This is a genomic window from Paenibacillus sp. FSL H8-0315, assembly GCF_038005365.1.
Taxonomy (GTDB): domain Bacteria; phylum Bacillota; class Bacilli; order Paenibacillales; family Paenibacillaceae; genus Paenibacillus_AQ; species Paenibacillus_AQ odorifer.
In genome coordinates, this window is the sequence record NZ_JBBOTA010000001.1 from 2,943,790 (window position 1) to 2,958,756 (window position 14,967).

Here is a 14,967-nt window from a genome sequence, read left to right on the forward strand (position 1 = left end):
CCCCATCCTAGCCCTGAATTGTAAACTGAAGTTAAACCCATTGATTCTCTTTTATACAAACGTAGATAGGATAATCCTCAGGCATATTCCTAATAAGGAGGAGCGAACTCTTAACATTTCTACCACCTGCAAACTTGTTATATGCGTTTTTTGTCACTTAGCGGATCAAATTTAAATAAACGTTAAAAAAATGTAAAAAAGTAAAAAAGGAAGTTTGTATCCCTTTTCAACACGTGTTACAGTGATAGAAGGGCCTAATATTGGTCAGTATATCCATGCAAGACATCTAGTGGGAAAGGAGTGACGCATTTGCGGAAAGGCGTTAACTATCCATCTTCTTTCACGTCTTTAAAATGGTTCAATTTTTTTGTATACGGAACCATGGTCCTCTTCTCCAGCTTCTTTCAACTATACCTGCTGGATGTAGGGATGAACAAATTAGAGATCGGTGCCGTATTTTCTATGGGTGCGCTAGTATCCATCTTTGCAAATCCATTCTGGGCAATCTGGACTGACCGATACCAGAATATCCGGAGAATCGTTTTGCTTATGTTAATCGGAACGTTAGTGTTATCCCAGCTTATGTTTCGGGCAAATACATATGAGATGATCTACATCTCCATTCTTTTGTTCTATTTCTTCCAAGGACCGTTATTTGCTCAGAGCAATACGATGATTCTCAGCTATATTGACGGAACTAACTATCGCTTCCGTTCTTTTCGGCTTTGGGGTTCATTGGGGTGGGCACTAATTGCAATTGCCGCCGGATTGGTCCTAGATTGGGCTGGTGTATCTATCTTGTCCTATCTGTTTGCAGGCTTACTATGTGCATCAATGTTATCCATTCTTGCATTACCGAAACTTAACCATACCATTGGCATGGCTCCTATGCCGTATAGAGGCTTCAGCAAACTAATTTATAATCCCTTTTTCTTGTGTTTCATATTGTTTGGTATCCTAGTTTCCATACCGAACACCATGAACACTACATTCATGTCTTTGTATATTACGGACCTAGGCGGCTCCAAGGGAATGATTGGTCTCGCAGTATTCCTCTCCTCTATTTTGGAAGTGGGTGTATTTGTTCTCTGCGACCGATTCCTTAAACGTAAAATATCTGTTCTGCTCGGCTGGCTTGCGCTGGTTAGCGCTTTATTCGTACTACGATGGTGGTTCATGGCGGACGCGACTACAGCCCTCCAAGTAGTGCTCATTCAAATTTTACACTGCATAACATTTGGGGGTTTCTTCTATGTAGGCACTCAACTGACCATGCTTCTTATTCCAAGACCTTACCGTGCTTCAGGACAAGCGCTCTACACACTGACTTGGAGCGGTATAGCCGGTATTGTTGGAGGAGTTCTCGGAGGGTGGATGTATCAAAATCTAGGGGCACAGAGCATGTATCAAGCGGGTGTCTTCTTGACACTGTTTGGAACGCTAGGCTTTACTTTCATGTGGCTCTTTGTAAACCGTGGAGGCTACCGGCCCCCTACAGAGGATGAGGAAGAACTCTCTCACATCGAAATATTATAAGCGAAAATATAAAAAACAGGCACAAACGTACCTAAACGGGACGTTTGTGCCTGTTTTATTATAAAGAACCTGAACGAATCAAGTGTTAGCCTTGTTTTGGAGGCTGAAATGAACTCTTCAGTGAAACGATAAGATTGAATACGAGATGCCCAGGCGCCGAATATTTGCTATCTACATTAAAATAGCCATGACGGAAGAACTGGAATTTATCCTGAGCCACACTGTCCTTAAGCGCGGGTTCCACAAAACCTTGTAGGATTTCAATGGATTTAGGATTAAGCTGATCCAAGAAGCTAGGCTCCGCTTTCTCTACCGTGGAATCCAGACCTTCAACTTCTACAGCTTCATCTACTTCTTCAGCAGAAATCAGTGGCTCGTATAAACGGAATTCTGCAGGCACAGCTTGACTAGCTTCTACCCAGTGCAGAGTACCTTTTACCTTACGGCCTGTAAATCCACTGCCACTCTTTGTTTCCGGATCATACGTACAATGCAGTTCAACAACCTCGCCATTCTCATCTTTAATGACTTCATTACATTTGATGAAATAAGCATGCTTCAGGCGTACTTCATTGCCGGGGAACAAGCGGAAATATTTATTGGGCGGATTCTCCATAAAGTCGTCGCGCTCAACATAAATCTCACGAGAGAACGGAATTTGGCGTACACCCATTTCTTCATTCTCTGTATTATTCTCCGCTTCAAGCCATTCTGTTTGGCCTTCCGGATAATTGGTGATAACAACCTTAAGCGGACGAAGTATAGCCATGGTGCGAGGCACAGTTAACTTAAGGTCTTCCCGGATAAAGTGCTCCAGCATTTGCAGGTCCACTAGACCCTGACTCTTGGAGATCCCTGCTTCGTACACGAACTTACGAATCGCTTCCGGCGTATATCCTCTGCGGCGCAGGCCGGAGATCGTTGGCATCCGCGGATCGTCCCAGCCATCCACATGTTTTTCGTCTACCAGCAGCTTCAGCTTACGTTTACTAGTCATGGTTTGAGCGAGATTCAGACGGCCGAATTCATATTGATGCGGAACAGAAGGCATCTCACATTCCGCTACGACCCAATCATAAAATGGGCGTTGATCTTCAAACTCAAGCGAACAAAGGGAGTGAGTTACACCTTCAATGGCGTCCTCAAGTGGATGAGCGAACGTGTACATCGGGTAGATGCACCATTTATCCCCTGTATTATGGTGATGCGCATGAGTAATCCGATAGATGACAGGATCACGCAGATTAATATTTGGTGAAGCCATATCGATCTTGGCACGAAGAACCTTCTCACCATCTTTGAATTCCCCTGCCTGCATACGGCGGAACAGATCCAAATTCTCTTCGATGCTGCGCTCACGATGTGGGCTGTTCTGTCCTGGCTCCGTCAGCGTTCCCCGCAATTGGCGAATTTCATCCGCGCTGAGGTCATCTACATAAGCTTTACCTTTAGTAATTAATAATTCGGCACGTTTGTACATTTCCTCAAAATAATCCGATGCAAAACGCAGCTCTTCCCATTCATAGCCCAGCCACTTTACATCTTCCTGAATGGAGTTCACATATTCCGTATCTTCTTTGGCAGGATTCGTGTCGTCAAATCTTAGGTTAGTCTTGCCACCGAACTCGTCCGCCAGTGTAAAGTTAATCCAAATCGCCTTGGCATGTCCGATATGTAAGTAACCGTTCGGCTCCGGCGGAAAGCGTGTGACAACTTCTTTTACTTTACCCGTACGGAGGTCTTCGGTAATAACATTTTTAATAAAATTGGAGGGGGTAGTACGGTTCTCCACAGCTATCAACCTTTCGTTCTGTAGTGTTACACTACTTCTTGTATAAACATGTTTCCTACTAATATACCCGTTAACTGTAGATTGTTCAATAAAAGGGGGCACATGGCCTGGATCAATTTTTAGCATCTTTAGACCTTTTGACTTCTCTGCGGGCGATAGAGTAGCATGATAATCATAAGAAAAAATCCATAATCATACATAAGGCCTTGTGCCGAAAAGGAGGCAACCGCTTGTTTAATTATGTCATCGACGAAGAGCTTATCTTAAAGCCACTCATGCCTGAGCATGCTAGGCACATATTCGCGTTAGTGGAGCGCTCGCGGGAACGACTTAGGCAATGGCTTCCTTGGGTTGATGCCGTTACGGAACAGGATCACACCCTTAATTTCATTAAAAATGCTATAAAACAAGGCACCGACAATGGCGCCTTCACTGCTGGACTTTGGGTCCGCGGCGAGCTCGCTGGCGTCATTGGGTATCACCAGATTGACTGGCATAACCGTTCCGTAGGGATTGGTTATTGGCTTGGTGATGGCTATGAAGGCAAAGGTTATATGACCAGTGCCTGCCGAGTTCTAGTAGACTACGCCCTGCTGGAAATGGAGCTGCAGCGGGTAGAAATTCGCTGCGCAACCGCCAACGTAACTAGCCGGGCAATTCCTGAACGGCTTGGTTTTGTGCTCGAAGGTGTGATCAGACAGGCAGAAAAGCTGCCCGATGGCTACGTGAATCACGCCGTATATGGTTTATTACGTAGTGAGTGGCAGCTGCTCGGCTAAGTTGATTAAGGAAAGTTATACAAACACGCAAGCAGAAATAAACCTGGCCGGCATACGCCCCCAGGTTTATTTTATTGAGCAGACCAAGATTAGATCTCTGGCATACCCAGCTGTTTTCGAAACTTGTTCCGTACTACGGCTGAGAGGGCTTCCAGCTCCACAAGCTCTGCCAGAGCAGCCTCCTCTTGCAGCCCAACCTGCATTAAATGCAGTACATGCGCCACGGAAGCATGGCTGTCTCCGTTTTCTTTTTTGACAATTGCATCGCCGGTTGAAATCATTCCTTCACGAAGTACACGTAAGTAAAATCCGCTATACCTTGTATCCAGAACTTGAGCCGGTAGATCTGCGGGTCCATGCTTTTGTGAGATTTTGAAGCAAGGGTATCGTGGTTGGCTAACCTGAAGCAAAGTGGTGCCTATTTCATATACATCGCCAATACACACCTCTGTCTCCAGTAGACCCGTTGTGGTGATATTTTCTCCAAAAGCCGAGTACTCCAGTTTCTTTCCCAGCTGCTGTTCCCAATAAGGATAGTGCTCAATGGGATAGGCACATACCGCCTTGTCAGGACCTCCATGATGTTTAAGATCTGCCTGGCCATCTCCAACAAATCCATTGGTATGTAGCTGAACTGATCCATCTACAGGCGTTTTATAAATTCCGGTCTCCAAAGGTTTTCCCCGATAATCCACCGTCACCGGCCGACCGACATTAAGCGAGACGATCTCCATATCCATTTCCTCCTGTCAGCATGCAGCTCATAAATATCTCATCCACATAACGACCGCCAAGATAAAACTCCTCCCGCAGACGCCCCTCTTCCACAAAACCGCATTCCCGGTAAAAAGAAATCGCTGATTCATTGCAGGATAATACACGCAGGCGAAGTTTACGAATAGCATGCGCCGCAGCGTGTTCCTTAATGGCTTCCATGAGCTGCCGGCCGATGCCTAAACGTTGATAGTTCGGATGAACAGCAATATTAACCTCGCACACATGCCGGTTGCTCTCCATTCTACTAGGGCAGCCAAACCCGACATATCCACATAGCTTGTCATCTTGCAGCGCGACGAGCTGTGAGCCCGGGGGAGCATTCAGTAAGAAATCTTCTTGTGAGCGCCACAACATAGGTCCCGGGCTAGTGTCCTCTGTCCAAATCAGATGGTCCAGATCAATCAGTTCTCGCACGTCTTTAATCTCTGAGGGTCTAATAGTTAACCTTGCCTTGTTGATTTGTTTCATAAGATGTACACCCCTTGCCTTGCACCTCTATAGAATTCACAGCAGATGTTGGAATCCACTGTGTATAGTTATCCTACGGACCGCTCTAACGAATGGTCTTTACGATTGAATAAAGCATGGATGACGAAAAAACCTACAGACAGCAGCGCCATCGCACAAGCCAGCCAGGCTGTTGGTGCCAAACCACCGCTATCATACAGTCTGCCCATGAAGTAAGGGCCAATGACTCTCCCGACTGCACCAATCCCTCCGCTTAGTCCCAAATAAAACGGTGCGCTGCGCCCCGCATGATCCGAGATAAAGGATGGCATCGCTGGAGAAATCAGCATTTCTCCCAGTGTAGCAAGCACCATTCCAAGCACTAATCCAGGATAATTAGGCATCCACAAAAGAAACGCATAGCCACCCAAATAAAACAGGGCACTTGCAGTCATTTGCGCCGTTGAGGTAGACGCGAACCAGCGCTTAATCATTGTTACCAATGGCTGAGCTGCAAAAATCAAAATACCGTTCAGTGTCCAGAGAAAACCATAAGTTTTCTTAGGCCAGCCCTCTGAAATAATGAACGGAGATACCCCTGTATTCCAGATAGAGTTACCGAGAAGCAGGAACAAAGAACCGATCCCCATATAAAGATAAATACGAGTATGCCCCATTAGCTTCCACGTGGATTGTTTCTCTGGTTCATTCTTCTGATGCCCCATTACCTCATGCGCAGGTTCTCCACCGATTTTCTTCAGATATATAAAAAAGAAACCCGCAAATACCGCCGAAGTTACACCATTCATTACAAAGCTTAGCATATAGGAAATATCGGCCAAAAAACCACTTAATGCCGTCCCCAGTGCTACACCAATATTATTGGCGACATAAATAACATTAAACAGCTCACCACGCTGCTTCGTGAAACGAAAGCCGATAAATGCCTGAATGGCAGGTAATGATAAGGAATTAAATAATCCTACCAGTCCCATTGCTACCATAAATAACGTCCAGTTGTTACTAGCTGCCGGCAAGGTGAACAGTGCCAAAGCATTCATGGCGAGCGCTCCGACAATCAGCCGGTTCACGCCTACCTTATGATAGAGTGAGCCCCCGAGTAGTTGACCCACGATCCCACCAACCGATTGAATAAGAATCACCAGTCCAGCATCTGACATGCTGCGTCCAAGCTCATCAAATACATACATCGTAACGAGCGGCCACATCAGCGCACTACCTGTTGCGTTAATTAGGCTGGCAATGAGAAATATTTTCACTTCTTTTGGATATGCCTGTAAAAACTTCATAAGTAGTGTACATCCCCTGTTATATATGTGTCATTAATTCATCCAGTATCATCCCAAAACAGGGCTATGAGCAAGCATACACATTGACGTTTTATCGTGATAAAGTACGCATGAAATCTAAAGGATAAAACGCACATATCGCATGAAATATCCCGTCTCCCTTGGGGTTCACGTCCGCAGTCCTCCCTAGTTCTAATATCTATTCTTATTTTAAAGCCGTGGCTGTCGTCCGTAAAGCAAACAAACAAGAAGAAACTGATTCGCTTTTAGAAAGACGGGGTAATAGAGCCTAGAAACACTCCCCCTTCAAAATTCGCCGTGATCCGATTTCGTTCCCCCGAGCGCGGATATATCACGGCGGATTTTTTTGTGTCTACATAACAAAAAGCACCCCTAAAACATTAACGCCACCAATAAGGCAGACCTTGAATGTTCTATGGAGTGCTCTATAAGACGAGCTTAAGCGTGTTTTTTGACACTGCTGCCGGACATGCTATCTACGGATTGAATAGCCGTAGGTGCTTTACGCAAGTATGCCATCCAATAGGCAGCTGCGACAAATATTGCCCCACCCGTTAGATTTCCGAGCCAGACGGGAACAAAGTTAGTGAAGTATTGCCCCCATGAATAATAACCTTCAAAAATAGCTGCTGGAATTAGGAACATGTTAGCTACAACGTGCTGGAATCCGATCGCAACAAAGGCCATCGTTGGGAACCAAATACCAAGGATTTTGCCGCTGAAGTTATCTGCTCCATAGGAGAGCCATACGGCCAGCGCAACGAGCCAGTTACAGCCGATACCCGAAACAAATGCCGGAAAGAATTCTGCATCGATTTTATGACCAGCCATATCCACCAATTTTTCTAAATACACACCCTCTGAAGTTAAACCCACCACATGACCGAAGAAATAAGCTACAAATAATGCCCCTGCCAGATTACTAATCGTAATGAGCAAAAGATTCTTCACAACTTCCCAGAAAGAAATCTTCTTAGCCATAAAAGCAAGCGGCACGGCCATCATATTCCCTGTCAGTAGTTCTCCACCTGCAAGGAGTACCATGATCAGCCCAACGGGGAAGACTGCGGCTCCGATAAAGTTAGCAATGGAACCCCATTCCTGTGGTGCGCCAGCAATGACGCGAATATCTAATAAAAACCCGAGCGCAATAAACGCTCCTCCCAAAAAGCCCAGAATAAGTACGGTACTTAGCGGATTATGAGCTTTTTTTATGCCGTTCTCTACAGTTACTTCGGCAATTTGCTGCGGTTTGCTATAAGCCATGGTTCCTATCCCCTTCATCTATTTACTTCAAATTTGTTCCTTTATGACCATTGTAGCGTGTCGTAAAACACATTAACGTGATAATTATCACTTTGAGAAAACTAAGTGAAAGTTTTCACTGACATGTCAAATTTACTGCAGCCTGTGCACAAATAGAAGTTTGCGACTGGCCTACTAAGCCAGCATATCTTGTTTTGTTGGATTACATTTGAGCGTACGCAGCAGCTATCGGACACAGTTGTCCTTATATGCAGCAAGATCTCACTGTAGCTATACCTCACTGTAGTCATACCTCACTATCGTCATACTTCACTATCGGCATTCTATCGGACTCGGATGACTCTAATCGTAGCTTTTGAGCATATTTGGCCCACACCCGGACATCGGACTCAGATAACCTTATTCGTAACTTTCGAGCACATTTGACTCGCTATCGGACCCCATAGTCACTATTGGCACCAAAAACACACTAGTTTTACCTCCTTCTATGTAATAGCTGCACTGGAGTCCGAAACCACGCTCAAACGGCGATTTATTGCTAATTAGCGGCCTCTGAGTCCGAAAGCTTCTACGGAGGGCGATGACTCAGCACTATCGGACTCAGTTAACCCTAATCGTAACTTTCGAGCATATTTGGCTCGCTATCGGACCCTATAGTCGCTATTGGCACGAAAAACACACTAGTTGTAACTCGTTCTATGTAATAGCTGCACTGGAGTCCGAAATCACACTCAAACGGCGATTATTTGCTATATAGCGGCTTCTGAGTCTGGAAAATTCTGAGGTGGGCGGTGACTCCGCACGATCGGACTCAGTTGACCTTATACGTAGCTTTTGAGCACATTTGATTCGCTATCGGACCCCATAGTCGCTATTGGCACGAAAAACACACTGTTTGTACCCCATTCTATGTAATAGCTGCACTGGAGTCCGAAATCACGCTCAAACGGCAATTATTTGCTAAATAGCGGCTTCTGAGTCTGGAAAATTCTGAGGTGGGCGGTGACTCCGCACGATCGGACTCAGTTGACCTTATACGTAGTTTTTGAGCACATTTGATTCGCTATCGGACCCCATAGTCGCTATTGGCACGAAAAACACACTGTTTGTACCCCATTCTATGTAATAGCTGCACTGGAGTCCGAAATCACGCTCAAACGGCAATTATTTGCTAAATTGCGGCTTCTGAGTCCGAAAGCTTCTGCAGAGGGCGATGACTCGGCACGATCGGACTCAGTTGACCCTATTCGTAGCTTTTGAGCACATTTGGCTCGCTATCGGACCCCATAGTCGCTATTAGCACCAAAAACACACTAGTTGTAACTCATTCTATGTAATAGCTGCATTGGAGTCCGAAACCACGCTCAAACGGCGATTATTTGCTAATTAGCGGCTTCTGAGTCCGAAATCTTCTGCGGAGGGCGGTGACTTACCACGATCGGACTCAGTTGACCTTATACGTAGCTTTTGAGCATATTTGGCTTGCTATCGGACCCCATAGTCGCTATTAGCACGAAAAACACACTAGTTGTACCTCATTCTATGTAATAGCTGCATTGGAGTCCGAAATCACACTCAAAAGGCGATTATTTGCTAAATAGCGGCTTCTGAGTCCGAAAAATTCTGCGGAGGGCGGTGACTCAGCACGATCGGACTCAGTTGACCTTATACAGAGCTCCTGAGTCCGGAAGCTTCTGCAGAAGGCGATGACTCAGCACGATCGGACACAGTTGACCCTAGTCGTAACTTTCGAGCACATTTAGCTTGCTACCATCACCGAAGCCATTGGATTGCACCTACCCATGCAGCTAATCATTCTGCACCTAACAAAAAAAAGCAGTGATCCTCCCGTAACAGGAGGATCACTGCTTCTCTAGCTTTACAAGGCTGTCTTATTCTTCGATAAATCACTCAGGAACAACGTCCCTTTTTAAACCGTTACAGCCTCTTTGCTTGGTACTGTTGTCGGCAGCGCTTGAAGACCTACTGTATTCAGGAAGTTCCAAGGTTTGTTGTAATGCGGTTGGAAGAAGAAATCGATAAAGGCAAGTTGGTCGATTGTCATATGATTTTGAATACATACAGACACTGTGTTGATCGATTGCGTCAGATCCATCTTGGACATAATTTGAGCCCCGAGAATACGGCGTGTGGCACGATCAAACACTACTTTTAACTGAACCTGCTCAAAGGTGGGCATAAATTCTGGACGGTAGTTATCAATAATCATGGCGGTTTCTACGTCCATTCCTTCAGCCTTAGCTCCTTCTTCAGTAAGCCCTGTTGCAGCGATATTGTCTTCATAAATCTTAATGCCCGAAGTTCCTTGTGTACCCATATAAGGAATGGTCTCTGTTACCAAGTTGCGCGCAACTAAGGTTCCCATCCGTACGGCATTGGTTGCCAGTGGGATATAGGCGTGTTTGCCTGTAGGGTTGTAATGAATCGCACAGCTGTCGCCAGCGGCATATACATCCGGGCAGCTAGTCTGCATATAGTTATTGACTACAATGGCACCATTAGGCAGCATATCGACTTGACCTTTTAAGAGTTCAGTATTAGGACGGAAACCAATGCAGAGAATGACCAGATCTGTCTCATGCTCACCTTTGCTTGTAATAACCTTTGTTACCTTACCGTCTTTGCCTGCAAAAGAGCTAACCTTCTCATTCAGTGCCAATTTAATCCCATGATCCTGAAAAGATTGTTCGATCGGTGCAGTAAATTCCTGGTCCAGATATTTACTCAGAATGCGATCTTCACCATCAATTAGTGTAACTTGCTTGCCATTCATTTGAAAAGCTTCTACCAGTTCTACGCCGATATATCCAGCGCCGACGACGGTGATTTTATTTGCTTGTTTAGCTTTTTCTATAATAGTGTTGGAATGATCATAGTTCTTGGAAAGTAAAATCCCCTCGAGTTCAAATCCTTCAAGCTTCGGTACAATCGGCCATGAACCTGTAGTCATAATCAGCTTATCGTAGGTATCAGCGAACTCGTGGCCTGTCTCCAGATTGCGTACACGCAATGTTTTGGACTTCGTATCCACTGCATTTACTTCATGACGCATATTGGTCTTTACGCCAAGCTCTGCAAGCTTTTCTGGTGAAGAATAGAATAGCCCCTCTGGGTCTTTAACCACTCCACCTACATACAAGGCAATCCCACAGGATAAGAAGGAAATATTATCATTACGCTCATATACAGTAATCTCGGCATCCGGGTAAAGCTGAGCAGTATTCACAATTGCGGCGGTTCCGGCATGGGTACATCCAATGACAGCTACTTTCATTATTTCTTCCTCCTTCAAATGGACAATCGGGTTATATATTTGACTTGCATGACCGATCAATGATGGAATCTGATCAACAATGGGTTAGTTGTGATTTATTTCACTTTATAAACTGATTATATTGTGATATTTATCACATTACAAGTCTTTTTTACCTATATCCTCATATTGTTCACAATTTTAAGTTTTTTCCGCCACTGCTGCCGAATGCGACTCCGTTAGCTTTGCCACGTGGGAGGTACATTATGATCCGTATTTGCAGGAATCCAAAGGAAGCATAAAAAAAGGCCTCCCCTCTAATACCAACAAGGAGAAGCCTTTTATTAAAACACTTTTACACCAAACCGTGAATCTCTCCGTCCTCATCCATCCATAGTCCCTCAGCGGCTGGCTTAGCTGGCAGACCTGGCATCGTAACGATGTTGCCTGTAATAACTACCGCAAAACCTGCACCAAGCGAAAGGGTAATATCTCGGACACCAATCGTAAAGCCTTCCGGTGCTCCGAGGAGTCTAGGCTGGTCGGAGAAGGAATAAGGCGTCTTCGCCAAACATACTTGAAGATCATTTAGCCCAAGCCGCTCGATAACCGCCAGACTCCGCTTAGCCGCCGGAGAAAAGTTCACTTCTGCCCCGCGGTAGATCTCACGGACAATTTTGTTGATTTTGGATGAAATGTCGAGATCCTTCTCATACAGAGGAGCAAACTGGCTCGGGCCACTATTGTCCAAGAGCTTGTTCAGTTCAGAAGCCAATTCCTGTCCACCTGCACTACCTTCCGCCCATACTTTTGAGATCGCGGCTGGCACGTTTAAATTGCGGCAGGCCTCCAATACATCATTAATCTCGCCCTCACTGTCCCCTTCAAAATGATTTATGGCAACTAAAACAGGGACTCCAAATTTACCGAGATTCTCTACATGACGTTCTAAGTTCACCAATCCCGCGCGAAGCGCCGTCCGATTCTCGGTTAGAAGCTCACCTTTAGGCACACCACCGTTATATTTTAAGGACTTAACAGTTACGACAAGAACAGCAGCAGAAGGGGTTAACCCGGCCTGTTGGCATTTGATATCCATGAATTTCTCTGCACCAAGATCCGCTCCGAAGCCTGCTTCGGTGACCACAACATCTCCCAGCTTAAGGGCATAACGAGTGCCAATAACACTGCTGCAGCCATGAGCGATATTCGCAAACGGCCCCCCGTGTACAATAACAGGCGTACCTTCCAGAGTCTGTACCAAGTTTGGCTTAACTGCTTCCTTAAGCAGCGCTGTCATCGCTTCAACGGCCCCGATTTGCTCGGCTGTTACCGGTTGTCCCTCTTGGTCATATCCAATCAGAATACGGTTTAAACGCTTCTTGAGATCAATAAGGTTATCGCATAAGCATAACACAGCCATAATCTCAGAAGCCGTTGTAATCTGAAAGCCACTTTCCCGTACCGCTCCATTTCCGTCCCCGAGCCCAGTCACAATACTGCGTAGGCTGCGGTCGTTCATATCCATGACACGTTTCCAAACGATACGCTGCGGATCCAGTCCCAGCTCATTGCCTTGGAAGATATGATTGTCAATCATTGCGGACAATAAATTATGCGCAGAAGTTACCGCATGAATGTCACCGGTAAAGTGCAAATTAATCTCATCAGCCGGAACAATCTGCGACTTCCCGCCGCCTGTTGCACCGCCCTTCATCCCTAAGCAAGGCCCAAGCGAGGGCTCACGTAAAGCAGCCACAGTCTTCACACCTGCTGCATTCATTGCCTGCGCCAACCCGATGGTTGTTAAGGTCTTACCCTCTCCAGCAGGGGTCGGATTCACCGCAGTGACCAGAACCAGCTTGCCATCTGGCTTGTTTTTCATATCCTCCCATAAGGAAGGTGAGAGTTTGCTTTTATATTTGCCGTATAGTTCCAGATGCTGCTCGTCGATTCCTGCTTGTGCTGCTACCTCTGTAATTAACTTCATGCTTGTATAAAACCCTCCTGCCGTTATTATCCTGCTGTACTCCGCTTTTTTATGCATGTTCGCACAGTTGCTATATTCTCTTCAAAGGATACATCGTCTTTTTAAAGCGTCAAGTATAATTTATCACAATAAAAATTCAAGGCAATCTCCATTAATCCTTTAAAAAAAGAAAATCCCCGCGAGCATCGGTCGAAACCGAGTCGAGGGGATACTTGGAAGATCACTCTGCAACTGACCCCATAATGGATCTACAGTAGTGACTCAATATGTTGTTTCATCGTTTCCGGCGATTCTTTGGGCTCCACACGAGCCACTACATTGCCGCTGCGATCAATTAGAAATTTCGTGAAATTCCAGCTAATGTCACTGCTGTCCCCAGCACCAGGCTGCTGCTCCTTCAAATAATTGAAAAGCGGGCTGGCATCCGGTCCATTAACATCAACTTTGGCGAATACCGGAAAGGTAACTCCATAATTAATCTGACAGAATTCCTCAGCCTCTTCACTCGTACCTGGCTCCTGGCCCGCAAACTGGTTGCAGGGGAATCCTAATACTACAAGTCCTTGATCGCTATACTGTTCGTATAGTTTCTGAAGATCTCCATACTGTGGCGTAAGTCCGCACTTACTAGCCGTATTAGCAATCAGCAGCACCTTACCTTCATACTCCGCAAACGGCACTTCTTTACCCGAAGGTGTAACGCCGGCAAAATTGTAGATCGACATCTTTATTCCCCTTCTTTCCTTTTACTTAGACTACACTACGTATCTTACCCGAACTGTAAGGGAATGCAACTTCTGAACTCTTTTTATAGCCATAGAAAAAGCAGCCCTACAAATTTCATAGGACTGCTCTCTGCGTCTGTGTTATTTCGATACCGGAATTGCGTCATAATATTCTTCCAACGTAATATCCTTCTCATTGATATAGGCAGCAATGTCCTTACCTACATAACGGATATGCCAAGGCTCGTACTTATATCCGGTAATGTCTTGCTTACCTTCAGGATATCTGATGATAAAACCATATTCCCCTACATGCTTGGCCAACCACTCGGCTTCCTTCGTCCCACCAAAACAGCTCTCAGCGGCACACTTGCCATCACTTCCCGAGACATCAATAGCCAGCCCGGTCTGATGCTCGCTATAGCCAGGGACTGCACTGTAAGTACGGGCTTTTTCTTCCCCATCTCTCTCCACATAACGGTTATACAAAGTCGTCTGGGTTGCCTGTGAGCGGTAGGCAGAAACGCCTGCTAAATAAATTCCGTCTTCCTCTGCACCTGCGAACATCTTCTCCAAGGCTTTAGCGGCTTCGCTGCGCATCATACGCTTTTCGATTTTCTCTTTGAAGGTAAACCGGACATCAGGATAGACAAGATCCGTTGGTTTATAATTATCAGGCAAACCATACTGCTTATTTACCATCACTGTAATACTATCAGGCTCTGCAGATATAGGATCTGGAACACTACCTGCATTATCACCGCCTGATTCAGGCGGACTAGAGGGTTCTGATGGATCTGGTGTATCCGATGGATCAGCTACTGCCGGGTCTGTAATCCCCCCTCCATCACTTTCCCCCGTCTCCCCAGGCTCACCTTGAAGATTATCCCCCACATTTATATTTGAACCGTTACTCTCCGAAGCAGAAGGAGACGTGTACTTTCCTATTCCCCAACCGACAGCAATAACGACAATTAACAAGATTATAATTTTAAATTTTTTTGACATCTGTAAGTTCTTCCTCCTCGAAGCCGAACATTCTATTTATCT

At 45.5% G+C, this 14,967-nt stretch carries 11 protein-coding genes; 2 read left to right on the forward strand and 9 right to left on the reverse strand.

Annotation, left to right across the window (positions count from 1 at the left end):
- The first annotated feature begins 300 nt into the window (after window positions 1-300).
- Window positions 301-1,536 carry an MFS transporter gene (locus tag MHB56_RS12815; protein WP_305953522.1) on the forward strand — a complete coding sequence of 412 codons (1,236 nt, stop codon included), beginning with the start codon at window positions 301-303 and terminating at the stop codon, window positions 1,534-1,536.
- Between the two features lie 85 nt (window positions 1,537-1,621).
- On the opposite strand, the gene MHB56_RS12820 is transcribed toward MHB56_RS12815, so the two are convergent.
- The gene (locus MHB56_RS12820; protein ID WP_341144374.1) at window positions 1,622-3,328 is read right to left on the reverse strand and encodes a glutamine--tRNA ligase/YqeY domain fusion protein; all 1,707 of its coding nucleotides are present in this window, start codon (window positions 3,326-3,328) and stop codon (window positions 1,622-1,624) included.
- Window positions 3,329-3,558: 230 nt separating this feature from the next.
- On the opposite strand from MHB56_RS12820, the gene MHB56_RS12825 reads away from it, so the two are divergent.
- On the forward strand, window positions 3,559-4,107 hold the full coding sequence (locus MHB56_RS12825) for a GNAT family N-acetyltransferase (protein ID WP_036681941.1): 549 nt from the start codon (window positions 3,559-3,561) through the stop codon (window positions 4,105-4,107).
- A gap of 89 nt (window positions 4,108-4,196) precedes the next feature.
- Here MHB56_RS12825 and MHB56_RS12830 read toward each other — a convergent pair whose 3' ends face one another.
- From MHB56_RS12830 to MHB56_RS12865, 8 genes are all read right to left on the reverse strand, one after another.
- On the reverse strand, window positions 4,197-4,841 hold the full coding sequence (locus MHB56_RS12830) for an MOSC domain-containing protein (RefSeq protein WP_341143643.1): 645 nt from the start codon (window positions 4,839-4,841) through the stop codon (window positions 4,197-4,199).
- Window positions 4,822-5,352, reverse strand: coding sequence for a GNAT family N-acetyltransferase (locus tag MHB56_RS12835; protein WP_076123959.1), 531 nt, complete (start codon window positions 5,350-5,352; stop codon window positions 4,822-4,824). The genes MHB56_RS12830 and MHB56_RS12835 overlap by 20 nt, the downstream gene beginning before the upstream one ends.
- Before the next feature lie 68 nt (window positions 5,353-5,420).
- Window positions 5,421-6,641 (reverse strand): MFS transporter, encoded by a 1,221-nt coding sequence (locus MHB56_RS12840; protein ID WP_341143644.1) that lies wholly within the window; start codon window positions 6,639-6,641, stop codon window positions 5,421-5,423.
- Window positions 6,642-7,100: 459 nt separating this feature from the next.
- A complete protein-coding gene (locus MHB56_RS12845; RefSeq protein WP_036681949.1) occupies window positions 7,101-7,928 on the reverse strand; it encodes a formate/nitrite transporter family protein in 828 nt (275 codons plus the stop codon).
- Window positions 7,929-9,858: 1,930 nt separating this feature from the next.
- The gene (locus tag MHB56_RS12850) at window positions 9,859-11,223 is read right to left on the reverse strand and encodes an FAD-dependent oxidoreductase (RefSeq protein WP_341143645.1); all 1,365 of its coding nucleotides are present in this window, start codon (window positions 11,221-11,223) and stop codon (window positions 9,859-9,861) included.
- 334 nt (window positions 11,224-11,557) lie between these two features.
- Complete coding sequence (locus MHB56_RS12855) at window positions 11,558-13,192, reverse strand: formate--tetrahydrofolate ligase (RefSeq protein ID WP_076123967.1); 1,635 nt, start codon at window positions 13,190-13,192, stop codon at window positions 11,558-11,560.
- A 248-nt stretch (window positions 13,193-13,440) separates the two neighbouring features.
- Complete coding sequence (locus MHB56_RS12860; protein ID WP_036681956.1) at window positions 13,441-13,917, reverse strand: glutathione peroxidase; 477 nt, start codon at window positions 13,915-13,917, stop codon at window positions 13,441-13,443.
- 141 nt (window positions 13,918-14,058) lie between these two features.
- Window positions 14,059-14,925, reverse strand: coding sequence for a M15 family metallopeptidase (locus tag MHB56_RS12865; RefSeq protein ID WP_076179201.1), 867 nt, complete (start codon window positions 14,923-14,925; stop codon window positions 14,059-14,061).
- Window positions 14,926-14,967: the final 42 nt, after the last annotated feature.